We start from the raw sequence: 22,729 nt of genomic DNA, 5'->3' as shown, positions 1-22,729 counted from the left end.
GCTGACGGAGCGCACCCTGGCCCCGGTGCACGCTTTCGCGCCGAGCCGGTTTCTTCGCCGGCCGGAGAGCGCCGGTGCGTCCCGCCGAGGCGGCGCACCGGCGCCGCGCGCTTCAGGCGAGATGGCGCCCTTCCGCCATGCCGAACTGCAGGTAGTGGTGGAGCGGATCCATGCCGAAAGCCGCCACGTCCGGGTTCGCGGCGAGGTAGGCGTCGGTGTGGAAGGCCGTGCTCGGGTCGCGTCCCGCGAACCAGCCGGTCTGCTCGTAGTGCAGCAGCGGATTGGTCCCGGAGGCGGCGACGTCGGGGTTGGCTGCGAGGTAGCCGTCGGTCGAGAAGTAGGCGTTCGGGTCGCGGCCCTCGTGCGCGCCGTTAGTCAGATAGTGCGTGAAGGCGAACGAATCTGCCGACCCGCTCTGCGACCGTGCGGCGGCCGCCACGTCGAGGTTGTGGGCGAGATAGTAGGTCGCGTCGAAGTCACCGTAGAGATGGTCGCCCGTGCCGTTGGCGATGGTCAGCCCGGGGAACGCGGCGCGGCCCTCCGCCTGTCCGGTCGCGAGGTAGTGCTTGAGCGGATCGGTCTTCGCGGCGGCCACGTCCGGGTTCGCGGCCAGGTAGGCCTCGGCCGAGAAGTCGGCGCCGGGGCTGCGACCGTCCAGCCACCCGCGCACGTCGTAATGCGTCAGCGGGTTCACGCCGGCGGGACCGAGCTTCGGATTGGCCGCCAGGTAGGCGTTGGTCGAGAAGGAGGCGTTCGGGTCGCGGCCCTCGTGCCATCCGTACTGCGCGTAATGCGTGTCCGGATCGATGTGGGCGCGCCAGACGTCGAGGTTGTGCGCGTCGTAGTACAGGTCGTCGACCAGGGGCGACTCGTCCTTCTCCCGCACGGTCCCGTCGGTGAAGGCGATGGTGGCGACGCCGGTCAGGTCGGTGACGATGCCGTTCGGCGCCGTCATCAGGGCGTGACCGTCGCGGAAGTCGAAGTGCGCCTCGGTCAGCGCGAAGCCGAAGCTCAGCAACGACGGGATCACCGCCTTGGCGACGTTCAGCGTCAGCGTGGTCTGGCCGGTGTTGCCGGCCGCATCCGCCACCGTCTCGGTGTACACCGCGTGCCCGACCTTCGTCGGCTGGTAGCTGTAGCTGCCGTCGGCCGAGACGGTGAGCGTGCCGCTCGGGTCGAAGGCCTGGACCGTGCCCGTGGCCGGGACGGCGTGGGACGGCCCGTTGCCGAACTGCACCGCCACCAGGTGAAGCCCGGCGGCGCCGGTGTCGTTGGCCAGCACGTTGCCGGCGAGCGCCGCCGCGAAGCCGGTGCCGGAGGCGGTGTCGGCCTTCAGGGTCGGAGCGACGTGATCCAGCACGAAGCCGAGGGACCCGGCGACGGAGGCGTTGCCGGCGGCATCGGTCTGCACGACGGAGACGGTGTGGGCGCCGTCCTTGAGCGTGCTCGGGTTGTAGGCGGCGACCGCGCTGCCGTCGACGACATAGCTCAGCTTGCCGCCGGCCTCGGCCGGCGTGACCTTGAGGGTCGCGTCGGCGGTGATCCGATCGGTCGAGGAGAAGCCGGTATCGTGGGCGAGCGCGATCGTCGGCGCAACCGGCGCGGTGTGGTCGAGGGTGAAGCCGACCGTGCGTGCGGCAGAGACGTTTCCGGCGGCGTCCGACTGGGTCACCGAGACCGTATGGGCGCCGTCCTTCAGCGCGCTCGGGTCGTAGGCCGCGACCGCGCTGCCGTCGACGACGTAGCCCAGCTTTCCGCCGGCCTCCGCCGCCTTCACGGTGAGCGATGCGTCCGAGGTGATCCGGTCGCTCGCCGATGCGCCGGTGTCGTGGGCGAGCGCGAGCCCGGGCGTGCCCGGCGCGGCACGGTCCAGGACGAGGCCGACACGTGCGGAGCCCGCGGCGACGCCGAGATAGGTTTCCGTCGCCGTCAACGTGTGGACGCCGTCGACGAGCCCGGCCGGGGCGATGGTGTATTGCCCGGTCGCATCGGCGGTCGCGCGGCCGACCGTGCGGCCGGCTTCGTCGACCAGCGTCACCGTCGCGCCCGCATTGGTGACGCCGCTGACCGTGGCGTTCGCCGTGATGCCGTCGATCGCCGACGTGCCGGTGTCCTGTGCCAGCGCCGTGGTGATCCCGGGGGCCTTGATCACCACCGAGGTTGTGCTGTCGGTGGCGGCGGTCGGGTAGGCGTTCGAGATCGCCTGCAGGGTGAAGGTCGTCGTGCCGGGCTGGCCGATCGTGGGCGCGAAGGTGAGCGCGTGCAGGGCCGCGGTGATGGTCGCGGCCGAGCCGGACAGGATGTAGGCGCCGTCGTTGGTGGCGACGAGCCCGGCGCCGGACAGCGTGCCGCCGGCCCCCGTGACGGTGATCCGCAGGGTGTCGGTCGCGCCGAGATTCGGGTCGGCGAGGGTCGTCGTCGCGAACGGGCTCATCGCGGCCTGCGCGGTGGTCTGGTTGGCGACCGTGCCGGTGATCGCCGGGCCCCCGGCGGCGACGTAGCTGATCGGCAGGCCGTGCGGATCGACGGAGAGCGGCAGCCCGTTGTTGTCGTAGATCGCGTTGCCGTTGCCCGGGCCGTTGTTCTGCTGCAGGCGCAAGCTGCCCCAGCTGTAGAACAGCCGCTCGCCGGCCGGCACCGCGGTGTCGAAGGTCAGCAGCAGGTGGTTGGCGTCGACGATCTGGGCGGCGGTGCCGTTGGCCTCCGCGGTCGCGTCGTCGTAGCCCGCGCGAACGGACCAACCGGTGCCCGAGGCGGCCACGCCGTCGAGCCCCTGCAGGCTCGCGGCCTGATCGAAGGCCAGGGTGACGAGGAGCTGGTTGGCGTGCCCGGCCACCGCCGAGACCTGGGTGACCTGCGGCCCGAGATTGTCGATGTTGCCGTTGGCCAGGCTGATCGGCGAGCCCGGCATCGCCGATGCCGCGAACTGCTGGGCCAAGCCGAAAGCGGCGCGGCCGTAGAGCGCCTGCTGGTCCTGCGTATTGAGGTGGAACCCGCCGTTGGCGCCGTCGTGATCCATGGTCACGTCGCTGCTCTGCAGCGTGACCACCTTCGCGTTGAACGCCGCGTCGGCGCTGAGCTCCGCCTGCCCGACCGCGATCGCCTGATTCTGCAGGGGCTGCTGCGGCGCGCCGGCGGCGAAGGGGATCGGCGAGACGAACAGGTAGGGCGCGTCGTTGGCGCTCAGCCCGAGGACGGCGCGGGCGAGGCCGGCCTCGTAGCGCATGGCGCTCATCCAGCGGTCGGCCGTAAGCCCGGTGGTGAAGTTGCTGTCCCACTCGTTGTGGAGCATCACGATCGCGGTCGGCGCGCCGCGGTCGGTGGCCGGCAGCTGGTTGATCGCGCTGAGGTAGCCGCGCTCGAGATAGGTCGAGGACCAGTCGGGTCCGTTGGGATGGAGCCAGTCGGCCGTCAGCGAGGTGCCGCCGATCTCGGTGTCGGCTTTGTTCGGATCGTTGCTCGTCGCGACGACGTTCACGCGCTGGTTGATGCCGTCGAAGCCGAGCAGCTTCTGGATCTCCTGGCGCATCACCTCGATCTGCCCCTCGACCGTGGGGTAGTAGGTGTTGGACTGGCCGCGCACGACGACGTTGATGACCTTGCTGACCGTGGGCGGAACCACGGTGGCCGGCGGGGTGGCCGCGACGACGGCGAGGTCGACATAGTCCAGGGCCTGGCCCGGGACGAGCGCCAGGCCCGAGACGCCGCGGGCGTCCTCGCTGGCGAAGCCGGCGGGCGGGCTGACGACGACCCGGTAGTTCTGTCCGGCATAGGGGTCCGGCAGGGTGTAGTGGCCGTTCTGGTCGGCGGTAAGGGTCGCGACGACGTAGCCGCCGCCGTCCATCACCGCGACGTGCGCGCCGGCGACGCCGGCCTCGCCGGCATCGAAGCGCCCGTTGCCGTTGGCGTCGGCGAACACGGTGCCCGAGAGGCTGGCCGCGACCTTCGCAGCTCCGGTGACGAGGGTGTGCTCATAGTTGACGGCGGTGCCGTTCACGACCGTCCGCGAGACGCTCGCGGGCGCGTCGACGACGGCGTTCCCGAGACCGGGATCGAACGCGATCGTGTATTGCCCGCCGCCCAGGCCGAGAAAGGCCCAGGCGCCGTTCGGGCCCGTCGTCGTGGTCTGGATCGCGTGCCCGCTCGCGTCGTACAGCGTGACGACGGCGCCGGTCTGTCCGCCGTCGCTGGTGTCGATCCGCCCGTTGCCGTTGGAATCCGCGTAGACGATGCCGTTGATGCTGCCCGCGGGGGCCAGGTTGAACCCCTGGCTCACGAGGGTCGGCGCGCCGTGATCGACGGAGACGGCCTGCCAGTTGAAGCCGTCGGCGGTGGTGATGCCCTGGTCGCCGTGGAAGCCGCCACTGGTGTGATACCGCAGCGCGTAGGTTCCGTCGGCGAGGTTGGCGAAGACGAAGTTGCCGTTCGCGTCGGTGGCGGTGCTGCCGTAGAGGACCGTTCCGGCCGCATTATAGAGGTCGATCGGGAAGCCGGCGCCGAGGCTGTACTCGCCGGCTTGCTGGCTGCCGTCGGCATCCGTGTCGAAGAAGGTGTGGCCGCCGACGCTGCCGCTGCCGGCGGACGGCGCGAGCGTCGGCGCGGCCGCCAGGACGAAGCTGTTGCCGTCGGACCCCGAGGCGACCGAGGTCGCGACCGCCTTGTAGGCGCTTCCGACCACGGTCTGACCCAGCGGGTTGACCACCTGCACGGTGTAGGCGCCGGCGAGCCCCGAGAAGCCGTAATGGCCGTCGGCGTCGGTGCTTGTGCTTCCGACGAGGTTCCCGACGCCGTCGAAGGCGCGGACGAGGACGCCGCCCTGGCCCTCGCCTGCCGTCACCTGCCCGTCGCCATCGAGGTCGGTCCCGACCGTGCCGCCGATCGTGCCGCCGGCGCCGACGTAGAAGCCCTGGTCGACCGTGGTGGTGGCGCCGCGGCCGACGGTGACGTTGGTGATCCAGCTGGCGCCGTCCGCGGTCATCGTGGCCTGGTCGCCGCGGAAGCTGCCGCCGCTGCCGAAGCGGATCGCGTAGGTGCCGTCGGGGCGCTGGCCGAAATCGTAGTTGCCGTCGGCGTCGGTCAAGGTCGTCGCGATCAGGGTCCTGCCGTCCGCGCTGTACAGGCCGACCGGGAACCCGCCGAACAGGTTGCCCTCACCGTATTCCTGCGTGCCGTTGCCGTTCGTGTCGAAGAACGTGTGCCCCTTGAGGTTGCCATAGACGGCCATGATGCTCTCTCCCCGGTCTGATCGTCGTTGTTGATTGTCTCGAGGCAGGTGCCGTGAGGGCATCCGCCGCGAACGCGGCGACGCTTGCAGCGAGGCGCGCCAGCAACGCGCGCCGCGCTGACCGCTTCAGCCTTCGAACGACGCGCGATGCATCGGCGCGGACGATTTTTTCGCGAATGAGATCAGGCTAGGTCGCGTGAGAGGAGGATGATCCTCGGTCGCACGGATGGCCGATCGCAGCGGGCCGGATGCGGCGGCGCGTCCCACGAGAGGCGTGCACCACCCGCAACGCGACGCGTCGCCCGGTCGACAGTCTCGGCCAGGGGCAACATCTCCTGGTTGCACAGGATGTATTTCATTGGTCTCGACATCGATCGGCCCGCCTCCCAGACGAACCCGACGCAGGGGGACATGGTCACGCTGCATCGAGGGCAGCTTTTGGAGCTGCTTTTTTTCATGCGTGTTAAGAACTATTAGCCATATGCGGCCCGGGCAATGACCGACCTAGGAAATATATCAACACGCCCCCGCATTTGTAACGCGGCCGAGGTCGGCGTTGGCGGTGTGTCGACGTCGAATGCACCGACGCTGAGTTGCCGCGGCCCGGACGATCACACGCTGCCGACAGCGTTCTCGCCGTGAAAAAAGATCATTTTATGACAACGATGTAGCGCTGAACAACGTGTCGATGATGACCGCTTCCCGAACCTTCCTCGGCCCGTCGCCGCCGCCGAGCCAGTGCCGCTCGAACGGACCCACGAAGCTGCCGGCCAGTGGACGCGGAACGAATCGTCGGGGACCAGAGTCCTGGATACCCTCAGATTGCATCACGGATAGGAATGCCCACCGACGGTGATGCTGTGCGCCCCGCGCGGATCTCTGATTCATCGTCGGCTGCGGAGGGCCGACAGACCGACCGACGTGCGGTGCCCGACGGAACGCCTCGCGGCGACCTCGAGACCTTCGCGCAGTTGACCGGAGAGCCGGCGTTGAGGCGCTCTCTCAGGCTTCACCACCGCAGCGCGAAGAAGCGGCGCGAATGAGGAGCGAGATGAGCGGCGGCACGAAAGCCGGCGCAGGACGAGCGAGACGGATGCACGCCTTCTTCCGCGACGAAGCCGGGCGATCCGGCGAGGTCGTTCTCGCTGCCGAACGAAAAATGTTTGTTTATTGGAAGGAAGTGGCGCGCCCACGGGGAATCGAACCCCGGTCTGATCCGTGAGAGGGACCTGTCCTAACCGCTAGACGATGGGCGCGGCCGCTGCGGCTGATGAAGCTATCGGCCGGCGAGGCGTTCGTATAGCGACGGTACGGCGATGGAGCAAGACCCGGGCGGAGCCTTTTTCGCCGGGTCGTGAGGAGTGGCGTGTTGCAGGGTTTCGAGATCGAAGGCGAGCGGCAGGCGGTGATCGGGCCGGAGGCGGAGCGGGTGCGCCTCGACAGGGCGTTGGCGATCGCATTTCCCGACGTGTCGCGGGCGCGGTTGCAGGATTTGGTCAAGGCGGGCCACGTCCGCCGCGACGGGGTGACGATCCTGGATTCGGCGGTGAAGGTCGGGCCGGGCACGGTGCTCGCGGTGGTGCTGCCCGAGGCAGTGTCGGCCGAGCCGCAGGCGGAGGCGGTCGACCTCGTCATCGCCTACGAGGACGACGACCTCGTCGTGATCGACAAGCCGGCCGGGCTGGTGGTCCATCCGGCGCCCGGGCACGCGGCCGGCACCCTCGTCAACGCGCTGATCGGCCATTGCGGGGCGAGCCTGTCGGGGATCGGCGGCGTGCGCCGGCCCGGCATCGTCCACCGGCTCGACAAGGACACCAGCGGGCTGATCGTCGTCGCCAAGAACGACGCCGCCCACAAGGGCCTCACCGCGCAGTTCGCCGACCACGGCCGCAACGGGCCGCTGGAGCGGGCCTATCTCGCCCTGGTCTGGGGCTTGCCCGAGCCGCGGGTCGGCATCATCGACGCCAACCTCGACCGCAGCCGCAAGAACCGCGAGAAGATCGCGGTGGTGCGCCCCGAGGAGGGCCGGCACGCGGTGACGCACTACGCGGTCGAGGCGGCCTACCCCGAGGCCGCCCTGGTCCGCTGCCGGCTCGAGACCGGGCGCACGCACCAGATTCGCGTGCACATGACCCATCGCGGGCATCCGCTCCTGGGGGATGCGGTCTACGGCGGCGCCTTCATCACCAAGGCGGCGCGGCTGTCGGAGACCGCGCAGGCCGCGCTGAAGGCCCTCGGCCGGCAGGCGCTGCACGCGGCGCTGCTCGGCTTCGCCCATCCGCGCACCGGCGAGCACCTCCGCTTCGAGAGCCCGCTCCCGCCGGAGATGACGCGGCTGGTGGCGGCGCTGGCGGAGCGCTGAGCCGCGTGGCCGCCGGGCCACGGTCAAGGACCAGCGTGTGAAACCGCACCGAGGCCCGCGACCGATCGTGACAGGTTCGACCTTCCGGAGGCGTGATGCGTTGAGGTCTATGTTCGCGTCGCGGACCCGCTACCGGCTCGGAGTTTTCCCCTCTACCATGGGGATTCGGAGAGCCGGCTTGAGAAGCGGTGCTCCGCACCAGAGTGTCCGCCCGCCAGGGGGACCATCGTCAAGGAGAATGCCATGGCCGGCGCATTGCCCGTGCTCGCCAACGAAGGTGGCCTGTCGCGCTACCTCGACGAGATCCGCAAGTTCCCGATGCTGGAGCCGACGGAAGAGTTCACGCTGGCCAAGAACTGGCGCGACGGCGGCGACCGCGAGGCGGCGCACCGCCTCGTCACCTCGCACCTGCGCCTCGTCGCCAAGATCGCCATGGGCTATCGCGGCTACGGGCTGCCGATCGGCGAGGTTGTGTCCGAGGGCAATGTCGGCCTGATGCAGGCGGTTAAGCGCTTCGATCCCGACAAGGGCTTCCGCCTCGCGACCTACGCGATGTGGTGGATCAAGGCGGCGATCCAGGAATACATCCTGCGCTCGTGGTCGCTCGTGAAGATGGGCACCACCGCCAACCAGAAGAAGCTGTTCTTCAACCTGCGCAAGGCCAAGGGCAAGATCTCGGCGCTCGAGGAGGGCGACCTCAAGCCGGATCAGGTGGCGCAGATCGCGACCCGGCTCGGCGTGCCCGAGCAGGACGTGATCGACATGAACCGCCGCCTGTCCGGCGACACCTCCCTCAACGCGCCCCTGCGCGAGGAGGGCGAGGGCGAGTGGCAGGATTGGCTCGTCGACAACGCGCCGAGCCAGGAGACGGTGCTGGCCGGCGAGCAGGAAGGCCAGAACCGGCTCTCGGCGCTGCGCGACGCGCTCTCGGTGCTCAACGCCCGCGAGCGTCGCATCTTCGAGGCGCGGCGCCTCGCCGACGATCCGATCACCCTGGAGGACCTCTCGGGCGAGTTCGGCGTCTCGCGCGAGCGCGTCCGCCAGATCGAGGTGCGGGCGTTCGAGAAGGTCCAGGAAGCAGTCAAACGCAACCTCGCGACGCGGGAACTGCCGCGCATGGGTGCGTGACGCCGAGACCAGCGTCGGCGGCGACATCCGGGCATGTCCCCTCCCCCCATACGGGGAGGGCGGCACGGCCTTCCGTCGGAGCGGTCAGCTCACTTCCACTGGTCGAACGCCTCCTGCACCACCTGCGTGCCGGCGCTGCCCTTCTCGAAATTGAGCACGGCGCGCTGCCCGCTGGCGTAGCGGATCGCGATGTCGAACCAGGGCTTGTGCTGCAGCAGGTCGGTGTTGCGGTCGACGTCGCCGCGCAGCGACGACAGCCCGATCAGGAACAGGTTCTCCCGCACGCGGACCGGTAGGCCCGAGACCGGCGAACCGCGGGCGGCCTCGTCGTCCTTGGCCTGAAGCAGGCCGATATCCTGCACCGAGCGCTTCTCGCCGTCCGCGCCGGTGCCGGTGAAGACGAGATTGATGGTGTGCGAGGCCGGCAGGGTCTGGTCGAGGTTGCGCTGGATCGTCATCACCAGCGTCAAGCCGGCCTCCGGCACCGTCACCGTGGCGACGATCGCCGTCTCCAGGGGCTGGCCCTGCTCGCCGGGAACGGAATCGAGGCGCCAGACCACGCGGCCGGTCGTCGAGGTCGGCGCCGCGTTCTGGCCCGCGGTGTTCTCCTCGATCAGGACGGCGCGCTGCGCCACCGCGATCCCGGGTTGGCTCGGCGGGCTCGCGGGATTGCGCGACCCGGCCTGATCCGTCGCGACGGCCGGCGGCGATGCCTTCGGGGCGGGGTCGCCGCCGATCCGGTCCGAGAACTTCGTCTCGGCGCCCTCCGGCTGGGTTTCCGCCGTCTCGGCACCGCCGGAGGGCAGGTTCGCCGGCTTGTCGCGCAGCAGGAACGCCGCGACCGCGATCAGTCCGATCACCACCGTCAGGACGATGCCGACGAAGGCGTTGCGCAGCATCCGCGAGCGCCCGCCGCGCGGCGCCACCACGTCGATGCGCGGGCGCTGCCGCCCGTTCGCCGCATCGTTGGCGGCGATCGGATCGTCGACGGCCTCAGCCGGCTGGACCGCGGCAGGCTCCGGCTCGGGGATCGGATCCGCGCCCTTGGGCTTGCGCGCGGTGATCGGCACGGCGGCCTCGCGCGGCTCCTCCGGCGCCTTCGGCAGGAAGGACGGGGCCGGAGCCGGCGGGAGGAACGGCGTGGCTTCGGGCTGCGGCTCGGGCTCGAGCACGGGGGCCGGCAGCGGCGCCGGGGTCGGTTCGGGGATCGGCGGTTGCGGCGGCGGAGGCGGCACGATCGCCGGCGCGGGCGGCGGGGCAACCTCCGGTGCCGGCGCAGGTGCGCCGTAATCGACCTCCAGGCGCGCGATGGCGTTGTCGAGCGCCTGCCGCTCGAGATCGATGTCCGCCTCGGGCAGCGGCGGGTCGAGGGAGCGGAGCTGGCCGATCAGGGCGTTGCGCGCGCGCTCGTAGACCGCCTTGCGCATGGCCGGCGTCCGGTCGGGCAGGGCGTCGAGCGCCCGCGCCAGCAACGGGTAGTAATCGGCCATGTCCTCAGGGATCCGCGGGTTCGCGGTCCGCGCGTCGCGCGGACCGGACGATCAATCCTCGAAGGGATTGTGCATCAGGATGGTGTCGTCGCGCTCCGGCGACGTCGAGAGGAGCGCCACCGGGCAGCCGATCAGCTCCTCGATGCGCCGGACGTACTTGATCGCCTGCGCCGGCAGCTCGGCCCAGGAGCGGGCGCCGGCGGTCGTCTCCGACCATCCGGGGATCGTCTCGTAGATCGGCTCGACCCGGGCCTGCGCCGCTTGGCTCGCCGGCAGGTGGTCGATGACCGCGCCATCGAGGCGGTAGCCGGTGCAGACCTCGATCGTCTCGAACCCGTCGAGGATGTCGAGCTTGGTCAGAGCGATGCCGTCGATGCCCGAGGTGCGCACGGTCTGGCGCACCAGCACCGCGTCGAACCAGCCGCAGCGCCGCTTGCGCCCGGTGTTGACGCCGAACTCGCGGCCCTTCCGGCCGATGGTCTCGCCGATCTCGTCGAACAGCTCGGTCGGGAACGGGCCCTCGCCGACGCGGGTGGTGTAGGCCTTGGCGATGCCGAGCACGTAGCCGATCGCGCCCGGGCCAAGGCCCGAGCCGGTCGCCGCCTGCGCCGCGACGATGTTCGACGAGGTGACGAAGGGATAGGTGCCGTGGTCGACGTCGAGCAGCGCGCCCTGCGCGCCCTCGAACAGGATGCGCTTGCCGGCGCGGCGTTCCTCGTCGAGCAGCGCCCAGACCGGGCAGGCATAGGGCAGGATCGTCGGCGCGATCGCCTTCAATTCCGAGAGCAGCGCGCCCGCGTCCACCTCGGCGATGCCGAGGCCGCGGCGCAGGGCGTTGTGGTGGGTCAGCACCCGCTCGATTTTGGCCGGCAGGGTGTCGGCATCGGCGAGATCGACCACGCGGATCGCGCGGCGGCCGACCTTGTCCTCGTAGGCCGGGCCGATTCCGCGCTTGGTCGTGCCGATCTTCAGCCCAGCGTTGGCGGTCTCGCGGAAATGGTCGAGCTCGCGGTGCAGCGGCAGGATCAGCGTCGCGTTGTCGGCGATGCGGAGGGATCGCGGCGAGACCTCGACGCCCTGCGCCTGGATGCGGGCGATCTCGTCGACGAGGTGCCACGGGTCGACGACGACGCCGTTGCCGATCACCGAGAGCTTGCCGCCGCGCACCACGCCCGAGGGCAGCAGCGCCAGCTTGTAGGTCACGCCGTCGATGACGAGCGTATGCCCGGCATTGTGGCCGCCCTGGAAGCGGACCACGATGTCGGCCTGCTCGGAGAGCCAGTCGACGATCTTGCCCTTGCCCTCATCGCCCCATTGGGCGCCTACGACGACGACGTTCGCCATGCGTGCCTTCAGACCCGTGGCCCGTTCGCGGGCGCCCGGCGTTGCGCCGCGCGAGAGAAAACCCGTTGCCGTGAGGGTGTTTCCGCGATCCGGTCCGGGAAATCAAGCAAACCGCCCTCGCCGTGTCGAACCGGCAGGGGACGAGCTTCGGCGCGGAGCCTATTTGGCTTCGGTTCCGGGCTTCTGCCCCGGCAGCTCGCCCGGCTTGATCACCGGCATCGAGCCGGCGTTCGGGTTCGGCGGCTCGACCACCATGCCGGGGGCCGCGTTGCCCGGCGGCTTGATAACGCCGTCGCTCTGCCGCAGCTTGTCGCTGAGCGTGGAATCGGCCGGCGGCGCGTCGGCATTCGGGCGCACGCGATCGGGCGGCGTCTGGTTCTGGGGCGGCAGCACCGGATCGCTGTCGCGACCCTTCAGCGGCGCATCGGGATTTTGGGCGAGCGCGGCCGTGGCGACCAGCGCAAAGACCGAGGCGGCGAGCCCCGTCAGGACCTTTGACAACGAAGACCTCCCTCTCGTTCGCGATCGGGAAGCAAACACCGAGGCCGGGGAACCGTTCCTATCGCGATCTTTTGGGACGCGGATGCCTCGTTCGAATCGAGCGCCGCTTCGCTCCCCCCTCTGCGGGAGAGAGTGGCCCGCGAAGCGGGTCGGGAGAGGGGGGCGCGCTGTGCGGACCTGTCGCTTCCCTCTCCCGACCCTCGCTGACGCGAGGCCCACCCTCCCCCGCTCCAGGGGGGAGCGAAGGCGCGGCGAGGAATGTCTCCGACTGGGTCGCGAAAGGTCGCCTCAGCTCCCCCGCGCCATCGCGATGTAGAGCTCGCGCAGGCGGCGGGCGATGGGGCCGGGGACGCCCTCGCCGATCGTGCGGTCGTCGATGGCGACGACCGGCATCACGAAGGCCGAGGCGCTGGTGTAGAACGCCTCCGCCGCCGCGTAGGCCTCCTCGACGGAGAACAGGCGTTCCTCCACCGTCAGGCCGGTCTCGGCGGCGAGCCGCATCACCGCGGCGCGGGTGATGCCGGGCAGGAGCGCGGTCGAGAGCGGGCGGGTGACGAGGCGGCCTTCCCTGGTCGCGATGAAGGCGGTGGAGGACGAGCCCTCCGTGACCGCGCCGTCCTCGACCATCCAGGCTTCGGCGACGCCGGCCTCCGCGGCCGCCTGCTTGGCCAGCACCTGGGCGAGCAGGGCGACCGACTTGATGTCGCGCCGCTTCCAGCGCAGGTCCTCGACCGTGACTACCTTGGCGCCCGTCTCGGCCAGCGTGTTGGCGAGCACGGTCTTGGCTTGCGTGAACATCATCACGGTCGGCGGCGTGCCGGCGGGCGGGAAGGCGAAGTCGCGCTCGTGCACGCCGCGCGTGACCTGCATGTAGACCAGCCCCTCGACGACCCCGTTCCGGGCGACGAGCTCGGTCTGCAGGCGCTCCCAGGCGGCCGCGTCGTGCGGGTTGCGGATGCCGATCTCGCCGAGCGACCGGTCGAGGCGGGCAAGATGCGCCGCGTTGTCGACGAGGCGCCCGTCGATGATCGCAGAGACCTCGTAGATCCCGTCCGCGAATAGGAACCCGCGATCCATCACCGGCACGCGGGCCTGGTCGAAGGGCAGGAATTCGCCGTTGAGGTAGACGATGCGGGGTGACGCCACGGCGGATGCCCTTTGCGATGACCGGTCGATATCGTTCCAAGCAGGATTCGTGCGGGGTTCAGCCGTCCCCGAAGACCCGCGAGAAGATCGTGTCCACGTGCTTGAAGTGGTAGCCGAGATCGAAGCATTCCTCGATCTGCTCGGGCGACAGGGCCGCCGTGACCTCGGCATCGCCCTTCAACAGGGCGAGGAAGTCGCCCTCCCCGCGCCAGACCGGCATCGCGTTGCGCTGAACGAGGCGATACGCGTCCTCGCGGCTGACGCCCGCCTGCGTCAGGGCCAGCAGCACCCGCTGCGAGTGGACGAGGCCGCCGAGCCGGTCGAGATTCTTCTGCATCTGGGCCGGGTAAATCAGCAGCTTGTCGATCACCCCCGTCATGCGGGCGAGCGCGAAGTCGAGGGTGACGGTGGCATCCGGCCCGATCATCCGCTCGACGGAGGAGTGCGAGATGTCGCGCTCGTGCCAGAGCGCCACGTTCTCCATCGCCGGCAGCGCGTAGGCGCGCACCATGCGGGTGAGCCCGGTGACGTTCTCGGTCAGCACCGGATTGCGCTTGTGCGGCATCGCCGACGAGCCCTTCTGGCCTTCCGAGAAGAACTCCTCGGCCTCCAGCACCTCGGTGCGCTGCAGGTGACGCACCTCGATCGCGAGCCGCTCGAGCGACGAGGCGACGACGCCGAGCGTCGCGAAGAACATCGCGTGCCGGTCGCGCGGGATGACCTGGGTCGAGACCGGCTCGACCGTCAGCCCCATCTTCTCGGCGACGTAGGCCTCGACCCGCGGGTCGATGTTGGCGAAGGTGCCGACCGCGCCCGAGATCGCGCAGGTGGCGATCTCCTCCCGCGCCAACACCAGCCGGGCGCGGTTGCGCGCGAACTCGGCGTAGGCCTGGGCGAGCTTGAGGCCGAAGGTGACGGGCTCGGCGTGGATGCCGTGCGAGCGGCCGATGGTCGGGGTGAGCTTGTGCTCGAGCGCGCGGCGCTTCAGGGCGGCGAGCAGCGCATCGACGTCGGCGATCAGGATGTCGGCGGCGCGGACGAGCTGGACGTTGAGGCAGGTGTCGAGCACGTCCGACGAGGTCATGCCCTGGTGGACGAAGCGCGCCTCCGGCCCGACGATCTCTGACAGATGCGTGAGGAAGGCGATGACGTCGTGCTTGGTCACCGCCTCGATCGCGTCGATGCGGGCCACGTCGAACACCGCGTCGCGGCCCTTCTCCCAGACCTTGTCCGCGGCCTCCTTCGGCACGACGCCGATCTCGCTGAGCGCCGTGGTGGCGTGCGCCTCGATCTCGAACCAGATCCGGAAGCGGGATTCGGGCGACCAGATCGCCGTCATCGCGGGGCGGCTGTAGCGGGGGATCATCGGCGTCTCGGATCTCGCGGGCGTATCGTGCCGCGCGCCTAGCACGGCTGAGCCGGGAGGTGAACGCACCGCAGGGCCGGCCGGCCCTGCTGACCGCGCTGGCGTTACGCCTTCGGCTCGACCCGCACCCAACCCTGCGGCTGCAACCGCTCCTGCGGCAGGAAGCGGGCCTTGTAGTCCATCTTGCGCGAGCCCTCGACCCAGTAGCCGAGGTAGAGGTACGGCAGGCCCATCTCGTGGGCGCGCCGGATATGATCGAGGATCATGTAGGTCCCGAGCGACCGGTGGGCCTCCGCCGGGTCGTAGAACGAGTACACCATCGACAGGCCGTCGGAGAGCACGTCGGTGAGGCAGAGCGCCACCAGGCCGCCGACGCCGCGGCCATGGATCGCGGTGTCGGGCCCGCGCCGGCGATAGGCGACGAGGTGCGTGTCGACGTGGCTGTCCTCGATCATCATCGCGTAGTCGAGCACCGTCATGTCGACCATGCCGCCGTCGCCGTGGCGGGCGTCGAGGTAGCGGCGGAACAGGGCGTACTGCTCGGAGGCCGGGCGGTTCGGCTCGGGCGTGCCGACGAGGTCGGCGCTGCGCGACAGGATCCGGCGTTGGCTGCCGCTGGCGACGAAGTCGGACACCACCACGCGCACCGAGATGCAGGCGCGGCAGGTCTCGCAGGCCGGGCGGTAGGCGATGGTCTGCGAGCGGCGGAAGCCGCCCTGCGTCAGGATCTCGTTGAGATCGCGGGCGCGACGGCCGACGAGGTGCGTGAACACCTTCCGCTCCTCCTGCCCCGGCAGGTAGGGGCAGTTCGACGGCGCCGTCAGGTAGAATTGCGGTGTGTCGCGCGGGTGGCTCGTCACGCTTCGCGCTGCCCTCTCGCCACGGGTTCCTGCGCCGGGCCGCCGCTGCAGTGTAACGCGGCCGTGGCCGCGCTCAATGGGTTGCCGGCCAAGGCGAGGCGACAATTTCGCCGCGCCGGTGCGCGCGGCCGAAACCGTTTGCCGGCGTGGTCGCGACGTCAGCCGGCGCGCACGACGGCGAGGCCGAGGAGCACGTCGTGGCCGAGGCGGCGATCGCTGCGGACCAGGCCGAAGGCGAGATCGACGAACCACAGCAGGAAGGTCGAGATCGCGACGTAGAACAGCAGCGCGTGGACCGCGGCGGTGATCAGGTCGACCGGCCGCCCGGTCTCCGGCGCGACGACGCGCAGGCCCATCATCCGCATCCCGAGCGTGCTCTGGCGCAAGCCGCCGACGGTGATCGCACTGTAGATCACGCCGCTCGCCGGCAGGACCGCGAACAGCGCCCAGCCGAGGCCGAAGGTGACCACGCCGAGGAAGGCGATCGCGACCCAGAGCAGGGCGCTGAAGCCGAGGATGAACAGGATGTCGAGCAGGTAGGCGACCGTGCGGCCGCCGAGGCTGGCGCGGACCGCCGGCATCGTCACGGGGGGCAGGTAGCTCGGCGCTTCGAACGGGCGGGCGTAATCGGAGCGGGGGTTCAGCATCGCCGTGATCTCGCGTGACATCGCTGGACCGTTACATGGGAATCGCCCCGATCTCCCTCAAGGCCCGGCCCCCTCGGCTCAGCCGGTCGCCTGCTCGATGACGCCGCGCCAGCCGAGGCCGGCATAGGTCTCGTAGCCGGGCGTGGCGTGGTACGCCACCAGGCGCCCCTGGGGATCGCGGTAATGCCCGCTGGCGGCGTCGACCTGCAGCGGGTAGCGCTCGGTGAGGATGCCGCGGCCCCGCGAGCAGGCGATGACGCGATGGCGCGCGTCGAGCAGCATCACGCGGCTCGATGCCCGCTCGTCGGGCGCGAGGCGGACACCCTCGACGATCGCGCGGGCCTGCGGCTCCCAATCGAAATGGATCGCGAGGTAGCCCAGGGGCTTGCCGTGCGCCTCGCCGTCCGCGCGGACCGAGGCGACGTAGGTCGCGACCTGCGCACCGCCGAGCCCGGCGCAGCGCGCGATGTCGGCGACCGCGAAGTCGTCGCCCGAGGTCAGGGCGCGCGCCTTGGCGAACCACGCCTCGTTGCGGACGTCGCGGCCCTGGACGGCGAAGCGGTCCGGGCGCCCGCCGGCGATCACGCGCCCGTGCAGGTCGCACAGCCAGAGGTCGAGATAGACCGTGTAGGACGACAGGATGACGCCGAAGCGCCGGCTCGCATGGGCGGCGGCCGCCTCGGTCGGATCGGAGGCGGCGTCGACGATCGCGGCATCCGTCGCCCACCAGCGCACGTCGCAGGTGCGCTCGTAGAGATTGCGGTCGATCACCTCGACGGCGTTGAGGGCGAGATCGACGCAACGCGTGGCGCGGGCGTGGTCGGCGAGCTGGCCGACGGCGCGGGTCAGCGTGTCGACGCCGTCGCCGAGCTTCGTGCCCAGCGCCGAGGCGAGGCCGTCGATCTCGCCGGCGACTTGGCGCACCTCCTGCGCCACCACCGAGAAGCCCGCGCCCTGCGCGCCGGCATGCGCCGCCTCGATCATCGCGTTCATCGCCAGCAGATGCATGCGGCGGGTGATGGTGTTGATCGCGCCGATGCTAGCTTGGGTCGAGGTCTTCAGCTGGCCGGTGGAGCGGTCGACCAGTTCCGCGAGGCCGACATCTTCGGAGATGCGCTGGGGGACCATGGAATCTCCTGGGCGCGCCGCCGCGGGCACGCCGACGCGTACCTGTGGGGGAGAAGGTTGTATGAGTCCGTAGTAATATAGACTTAGAACTGTAATATTTTTGCAAATCTTAAAAGCGCGAGGCATGGGCTGCTGTTAATTTTTGCTGACTTGAGCTGTAATTGCTTCTCTTGCAAGCAAGTCACCGTCCGTCTGCCTCAAAACACGTCACCGTAGAGACTACGTGACGCTGACCTCCTTCGAGCGCCGAGCGCTCAAGGTATCTTCTGCTTGGGCTCGTCGGCGTCCGGCGTGTCGAGATAGTAGCGCTTGAGCAGGTAGAGGGAGGCCTCCGACAGCGTCGTGCGGTCGGTGGAGATGCCGTCGAGCACGGCCCCGGCGTTGAAGCGGCACAACGCATAGTGAGGATGGTGACCGAGCACGTAGTCGACGCGGATGCTGTCGGGGGCCGCACCGGTGCCGGCGCGCAGGATCCGCACCGCCGTCTTGTCCGGCACGAGCGCCGGCACCGCCTTCCGGCAGATGGACAGGCGCTGGCGCTGCACCGCGCTCTCGCAGGCGCCGAGACCGCCGAGAAATCCGAGCACGATCCCGAGGGCGACGACCCCCCTGCCCCGCCGGCGCCTCACGCGCCGGTGCGCAGCCGCTCGGCGACGCGGGGGGCGTAGTAGGTCAGCACGCCGTCGGCGCCGGCGCGCTTGAAGGCGAGCAGGCTCTCGACCATGGCACGCTCGCCGTCGAGCCAGCCGTTGCGGCTGGCGGCCTCGATCATCGCGTACTCCCCCGACACCTGGTAGGCGAAGGTCGGCACGCCGAATTCGTCCTTCACCCGGCGGATGATGTCGAGATAGGGCAGCCCGGGCTTCACCATCACCGAATCGGCGCCCTCCTCCAGGTCGAGGGCGACCTCGCGCAACGCCTCCAGGCCGTTGCCGGGGTCCATCTGGTAGGTGCGCTTGTCGCCGACGAGCGCCGCCTGCGTGCCGATCGCGTCGCGGAACGGGCCGTAGAACGCGCTGGCGTACTTCGCCGCGTAGGCCATGATCTGCACGTCGAGGAAGCCGGCCTTGTCGAGCCCGGCGCGGATCGCGCCGACGCGCCCGTCCATCATGTCGGAGGGCGCGATGATGTCGGTGCCGGCCTCGGCCTGGATCAGGCTCTGCTCGACCAGCAGCGCGACGGTCTCGTCGTTGAGGATCGCGCCGTCCGAGAGCAGGCCGTCATGGCCATGCGACGTGTAGGGGTCGAGGGCGACGTCGGTCATGATGCCGATCTGCGGCACCGCCTTCTTCACCGCGCGCACCGCCCGGCAGACGAGGTTGTCCGGGTTCAGGGCCTCGGAGCCTGTGGGGTCGCGCAAGCTCGCTTCCGTATAGGGAAAGAACGAGATCGCCGGGATGCCGAGGCGGGCGGCGCGCTCGGCGTCGCGCACGATCTCGTCGACGCTGAGGCGCTCGACGCCGGGCATGGAGGCGATCGGCTCGCGCCGGCCCGTCCCCTCGATCACGAACATCGGCCAGATCAGGTCGTCGACCGTCAGCGTGTTCTCGCGCACCAGCCGCCGCGACCAGTCGGCCTTGCGGTTGCGGCGCGGACGCTGGGTGATCTTCAGGCCCTCGGCGCGGGTCCCCTCCCGCGCGGTCTCCACGGCGAGCGGGCGCGGCCGGGGCGTGTCGTCGGAAGCGTGTTCGAAGGGCATGGGATCGCGTTCGCTGTGATCGGTTCGCGGGTGGCGCGGCGTAGCATAAGTGGCTGGGCGGGCGAAGCCGGCGAAGCGCCGCGACGTCACGAGCCGCCGGAGGCGCCCCGCCCGCAGCGCGGCAGCGTCCCCGAACGGTTCACGCCTGCGTGACGCCGTCGCCTCGGCACGTGACATCCCGTAGCGGATCGGAATTCTTTCACATCGCTCCGGCGTTCGATTCGCCGGTCGAGGTGTTGGTCGGGGGGCTCATGACGGCATCGTTCACGCTCAAGGGGATCATTCCGGCCGCGTACGGACGGAGCTTTCGCGCGATGCGCGCGCTCGGGCCGGCGACGGCGATCGCGTTCGTGATCCTGCTCGCGGGCGACGGCGCGGAGGCCCTGATGCGCCACGAGAACGACGTGCCCGCCGTGACCGGATGGTGGCTGCTGCTCCATGCGGCCGTCTTCGTCCTCGTCGCGCCCTACAGGGTCCGGCTGTACGAGGTGATGTGGGACCTCGGGCCGCCGTCGATCCCGAAACCCGGCGCGCGGCGCCGCGCCATCCTCAACGTCGTCGCCCTCGATCTCCCGCTCTTCCTCGGCGGAGCGGCCTGGCTCTGGCTCTGGAACCTCCATGATCGGCTCGGGATCCCCGTCCTCCTTGTTCTGGGACTGCTCGTGCCGAGCTGGTGGATCTGCATCCGGCTCACGCTGGCCGGCCCCGCGCTCGCCCTCGGCGCCCTCGGCGTCCTCCCGCTCAGCCTGTCGGGCGCGGTCTCGGCGACGAAGGGACGGGTCTGGGAAATCACGTTCGCCGGGCTTCTCGTCGGCGCCGTGCTCCTGCCGGTCCTCCTGGCGATCATCGCGGCGACGCTTTGGCTCCAAGCGGCCGTCGTGAGGTCGGCTCTGGTGAAGCCGGCCCTGATGAGCCCGGTGAATATCCTGTCCCTTGTCACCAGCATCGCGGTCCAGGCCGAACTCTACCGCCGCATGGGTCTGCCCTCCGCATCGCACGCGGACCGAGCGCCGGCCTGACACCCGCGCCGGTGCCCGGCGTTGACGCCCGGGCCGGTACGGCCTCTAACCCCCGCTGAGCGGACACGCGGCGAGAGGATCGAGAGACGTGAGCGGAGCCGAAGCGGCCAACGACGAGATCCAGTTCGAGCGGCGGGGCGCGCTCGGCCTCGTCACCCTCGACCGGCCGAAGGCCCTGAACGCGCTCTCCCTCGGGATGATCGGCGCGCTGCACGCGCAGCTCGACGCCTGGGCGTCGGATGCCGGCATCATCCGCGTGGCGATCCGCGGCGCCGGGGGGCGCGCCTTCTGCGCCGGCGGCGACATCCGCCACATCCATGCCTGCGGCCAGGCGGGACGCTTCGACGAGGTGTTCGCGTTCTGGCAGGCCGAGTACCGCCTCGTCGCCCGGATGCAGCGCTACGAGAAGCCGATCGTCGCGCTGATCGAGGGCGTGGTGATGGGCGGCGGCGTCGGCATCTCGCTCCACGGGGCCCACCGCGTCGCCTCGGAGACGTACGTCTTCGCCATGCCCGAGGTCGGGATCGGCCTGTTTCCCGATGTCGGGATGACCTACGCCCTGCCGCGCCTGCCCGGCCGCGTCGGCACCTATCTCGCGCTCACCGGCAGCCGGGTCGGCCCGGGCGACGCGCTCGCCCTCGGCCTGGCCACCGCCTACGCGCCCGCCCGGGATTTCGCCGCGATCCTCGACCGGCTCGCCCAGGGCGGCCCGATCGCGGCCGCGCTCGAGACCGGCGCCGCGCGCCCGCCGACCGGGCCGCTCGTCGCCGAGCGCGGCCTGATCAACGACGCGTTCGCCGCCGACGACGTCGCGGACATCCTGCGACGGCTGGACGGCGCGGCCGCATCGGGCTCGACCTTCGCCGCGGAGACCGCGGCCGTGATGCGCACCCGCTGCCCGACAAGCCTGTGCATCGCCCGCGAGCAGATGCGGCGCGGGCTGAATCTCGATTTCGCCGACGCGGTGCTGACCGAATACCGCCTCGTCACCCGCCTGATGCGCGGGCATGACTTCTTCGAGGGCGTCCGCGCCGTGCTGATCGACAAGGACGGCCGGCCGGACTGGCGGCCGGCGACGCTCGAGGCCGTCGACCACGCCGCGGTCGCCGCTGCCTTCGGGCCGTCCGAGGCGCCGGAGCCTCGGTTCGCCTGATGCGCAAGGTCGGACGCATCACCCGCGGCAGCGCGGTCGGCGAGGCCCCGAGCGACCGCATCGAGCGGCGCTCGGCCGCGCCCAAGAGCACCTGGGACACGGTGCTGGTCTGGTTCATGCGGCTGACGGCCCTGGCGTGGCTCGCCAAGAGCGTGCTCTCCTTCGCGACGATCCTCGACGTGGTGCCGGGGCACCGCCCGTTCGCGCTAGAGCCGTTCGGGCGCCAGGCGGCGCTGATCTACTTCGCGGTGATCGACGCCAACGCGGCGATCGGCCTGTGGCTCACCAGCGCCTGGGGCGGCGTGGTCTGGCTGCTGGCGGTGACCTCGATGCTGACGCTCGCCGTCCTGACGCCGCAACTGTTGCAGACGCCGCTGATTCTGGTCTTGGTCGAGTCCAGTATCGTGATCTTCTACTTCGTTTTTTCTTGGCTCGCGGCACAGGAAGCGCGGTAAACGAGTGGTTATACGAATCACTTCACTTTGCATTTACCGACAGAAGTAAATCGCGAATTCATCCTGTCTCTTAGAGCGGTTTTCATCTCCGCCGCCTAGTTTCACCCCATGAGCGGTGCCGGACGGCAGAAGGCTCCGGCAGAACAATTCGGGCGAGGCACAAGATGAAGTCCCAGGCCGTCAAGATCTCGGATACCAACACCGCTCCCGAGACCGGAGCCGTCGCCGGCTCGTATCTCGAAGCCCTGCATCTTGTCGAGCGCCTGCACCGCCGCCTGCTCGACGTGATCAAGGACGAGTTCGAGCGCCGCGGCCGCGAGGACGTCAACAGCGTTCAGGCGCTGCTGCTCTACAACATCGGCGACAAGGAACTCACCGCCAGCGAGCTGCGGACCAAGGGCTACTACCTCGGCTCCAACGTCTCCTACAACGTCAAGAAGCTGGTCGAGGCCGGCTACCTGCACCACGCCCGCTCGAAGACCGACCGCCGCTCGGTGCGCATCAGCCTCACCGACAAGGGCCGGATGGTCCACGACATCATCCAGGGCCTCTACGACAAGCACGCCCGCACCATCCAGCCGATCGGCGGCATCTCCGACGACGATTTCGGCCGGCTCAACACCGCTCTCAGTCGCCTGGAGCGGTTCTGGACCGACCAGATCCGCTACCGCCTCTGAGACCTCGGTCACGCCGAACACGACGAAGCCGGCCGCCCGCGAGGGACGGCCGGCTTCGTCGTTTCACGCCCGGCACCAACGCAAAACGCCGCCCCCGAGGGAGCGGCGCTCACGAGACCGGCCGCATCGGCGGCCGATCGAAAGCTCAGTTGAAGGTGTCGATCTCGGCCGACTCGTAGCTGGTGACTTCCATGCCGACGCAGATCTCGGAAACGACGGGGGCGGACCAAGCCATGTGAATTCTCCTGAATGGGATGCGGGCGAAAGGGATGTCTTGCCGGCTCGCTCGCGAGCCGGTCATCGGCTCAGTTGAAGGTGTCGATCTCGGCGGACTCGTAGCTCGTCACTTCCATGCCGACGCAGACTTCCTGAACGATGGGGGCGGACCAGGCCATGGCGTTTCTCCTCGTGAACTTCGATGACCGGAAGATAGGCGATACCTTGGGCGCAATACAAGCGGGCGCTACACTTATATTTCTCATAGGATCACCGAGCGGGCGCTCGGTCGCCCCGGCATTCATCTCCAAAAC

19 protein-coding genes and 1 tRNA gene are annotated in these 22,729 nt (G+C 70.0%); 6 read left to right on the top strand and 14 right to left on the bottom strand.

The window, feature by feature from the left end; genetic code table 11:
• Positions 1–112 precede the first annotated feature (112 nt).
• Together MKK68_RS11620 and MKK68_RS11615 are read right to left on the bottom strand one after the other, a co-directional pair.
• Positions 113–5,224 carry an SdrD B-like domain-containing protein gene (locus MKK68_RS11620; protein WP_244030386.1) on the bottom strand — a complete coding sequence of 1,704 codons (5,112 nt, stop codon included), beginning with the start codon at positions 5,222–5,224 and terminating at the stop codon, positions 113–115.
• A gap of 1,181 nt (positions 5,225–6,405) precedes the next feature.
• Positions 6,406–6,480 (bottom strand) — tRNA-Glu (locus tag MKK68_RS11615).
• Between the two features lie 128 nt (positions 6,481–6,608).
• Here MKK68_RS11615 and MKK68_RS11610 point away from each other — a divergent pair.
• Together MKK68_RS11610 and rpoH are read left to right on the top strand one after the other, a co-directional pair.
• A complete protein-coding gene (locus tag MKK68_RS11610; RefSeq protein WP_244030428.1) occupies positions 6,609–7,586 on the top strand; it encodes an RluA family pseudouridine synthase in 978 nt (325 codons plus the stop codon).
• Positions 7,587–7,829: 243 nt separating this feature from the next.
• The gene (gene rpoH / locus MKK68_RS11605) at positions 7,830–8,714 is read left to right on the top strand and encodes an RNA polymerase sigma factor RpoH (protein WP_147728070.1); all 885 of its coding nucleotides are present in this window, start codon (positions 7,830–7,832) and stop codon (positions 8,712–8,714) included.
• Positions 8,715–8,803: 89 nt separating this feature from the next.
• Here the strand turns inward: rpoH and MKK68_RS11600 are convergent, their stop codons facing one another.
• From MKK68_RS11600 to hemB, 10 genes are all read right to left on the bottom strand, one after another.
• Positions 8,804–10,204 (bottom strand): histidine kinase, encoded by a 1,401-nt coding sequence (locus MKK68_RS11600; protein ID WP_244030384.1) that lies wholly within the window; start codon positions 10,202–10,204, stop codon positions 8,804–8,806.
• A 51-nt stretch (positions 10,205–10,255) separates the two neighbouring features.
• Entirely contained in the window at positions 10,256–11,548 is a 1,293-nt protein-coding gene (locus MKK68_RS11595) for an adenylosuccinate synthase (RefSeq protein ID WP_147727418.1), read from the bottom strand.
• Between the two features lie 159 nt (positions 11,549–11,707).
• Complete coding sequence (locus MKK68_RS11590; RefSeq protein ID WP_243938096.1) at positions 11,708–12,049, bottom strand: hypothetical protein; 342 nt, start codon at positions 12,047–12,049, stop codon at positions 11,708–11,710.
• 288 nt (positions 12,050–12,337) lie between these two features.
• Positions 12,338–13,195: a D-amino-acid transaminase gene (locus MKK68_RS11585; protein ID WP_244030382.1), complete on the bottom strand. Its 858-nt coding sequence runs from the start codon at positions 13,193–13,195 to the stop codon at positions 12,338–12,340.
• Positions 13,196–13,253: 58 nt separating this feature from the next.
• Positions 13,254–14,561, bottom strand: coding sequence for an adenylosuccinate lyase (purB, locus tag MKK68_RS11580; RefSeq protein WP_147843351.1), 1,308 nt, complete (start codon positions 14,559–14,561; stop codon positions 13,254–13,256).
• Positions 14,562–14,665: 104 nt separating this feature from the next.
• Entirely contained in the window at positions 14,666–15,421 is a 756-nt protein-coding gene (locus MKK68_RS11575; protein WP_147727422.1) for an arginyltransferase, read from the bottom strand.
• Positions 15,422–15,579: 158 nt separating this feature from the next.
• On the bottom strand, positions 15,580–16,068 hold the full coding sequence (locus MKK68_RS11570; protein WP_244030426.1) for an RDD family protein: 489 nt from the start codon (positions 16,066–16,068) through the stop codon (positions 15,580–15,582).
• A gap of 78 nt (positions 16,069–16,146) precedes the next feature.
• The gene (locus tag MKK68_RS11565) at positions 16,147–17,196 is read right to left on the bottom strand and encodes a methyl-accepting chemotaxis protein (RefSeq protein ID WP_244030380.1); all 1,050 of its coding nucleotides are present in this window, start codon (positions 17,194–17,196) and stop codon (positions 16,147–16,149) included.
• A 254-nt stretch (positions 17,197–17,450) separates the two neighbouring features.
• Entirely contained in the window at positions 17,451–17,825 is a 375-nt protein-coding gene (locus MKK68_RS11560) for a hypothetical protein (RefSeq protein WP_244030378.1), read from the bottom strand.
• A complete protein-coding gene (gene hemB, locus MKK68_RS11555; RefSeq protein ID WP_147843353.1) occupies positions 17,822–18,895 on the bottom strand; it encodes a porphobilinogen synthase in 1,074 nt (357 codons plus the stop codon). Before hemB ends, MKK68_RS11560 begins: the two co-directional genes overlap by 4 nt.
• 251 nt (positions 18,896–19,146) lie before the next feature.
• On the opposite strand from hemB, the gene MKK68_RS11550 reads away from it, so the two are divergent.
• The 4 genes from MKK68_RS11550 to ldtR all read left to right on the top strand — a co-directional run bounded on the left by MKK68_RS11550 (position 19,147) and on the right by ldtR (position 22,199).
• Positions 19,147–19,914 (top strand): hypothetical protein, encoded by a 768-nt coding sequence (locus tag MKK68_RS11550; protein ID WP_244030376.1) that lies wholly within the window; start codon positions 19,147–19,149, stop codon positions 19,912–19,914.
• 55 nt (positions 19,915–19,969) lie between these two features.
• Complete coding sequence (locus MKK68_RS11545) at positions 19,970–21,067, top strand: enoyl-CoA hydratase/isomerase family protein (protein ID WP_409567225.1); 1,098 nt, start codon at positions 19,970–19,972, stop codon at positions 21,065–21,067.
• Positions 21,067–21,522: a DUF6163 family protein gene (locus MKK68_RS11540; protein ID WP_147727218.1), complete on the top strand. Its 456-nt coding sequence runs from the start codon at positions 21,067–21,069 to the stop codon at positions 21,520–21,522. Before MKK68_RS11545 ends, MKK68_RS11540 begins: the two co-directional genes overlap by 1 nt.
• Positions 21,523–21,686: 164 nt before the next feature.
• Positions 21,687–22,199: a transcriptional regulator LdtR gene (gene ldtR / locus MKK68_RS11535; RefSeq protein WP_147727217.1), complete on the top strand. Its 513-nt coding sequence runs from the start codon at positions 21,687–21,689 to the stop codon at positions 22,197–22,199.
• A gap of 145 nt (positions 22,200–22,344) precedes the next feature.
• Here the strand turns inward: ldtR and pqqA (MKK68_RS11530) are convergent, their stop codons facing one another.
• On the bottom strand, positions 22,345–22,434 hold the full coding sequence (pqqA, locus tag MKK68_RS11530) for a pyrroloquinoline quinone precursor peptide PqqA (RefSeq protein WP_007559225.1): 90 nt from the start codon (positions 22,432–22,434) through the stop codon (positions 22,345–22,347).
• Between the two features lie 70 nt (positions 22,435–22,504).
• Entirely contained in the window at positions 22,505–22,594 is a 90-nt protein-coding gene (pqqA, locus tag MKK68_RS11525) for a pyrroloquinoline quinone precursor peptide PqqA (protein ID WP_147727216.1), read from the bottom strand.
• Positions 22,595–22,729 lie beyond the last annotated feature (135 nt).

This window comes from Methylobacterium sp. E-016 (assembly GCF_022829745.1).
Lineage (GTDB): Bacteria > Pseudomonadota > Alphaproteobacteria > Rhizobiales > Beijerinckiaceae > Methylobacterium.
The sequence above is the reverse complement of the archived record's forward strand: the minus strand, read 5'-3'. Positions and strand labels throughout refer to the sequence as shown.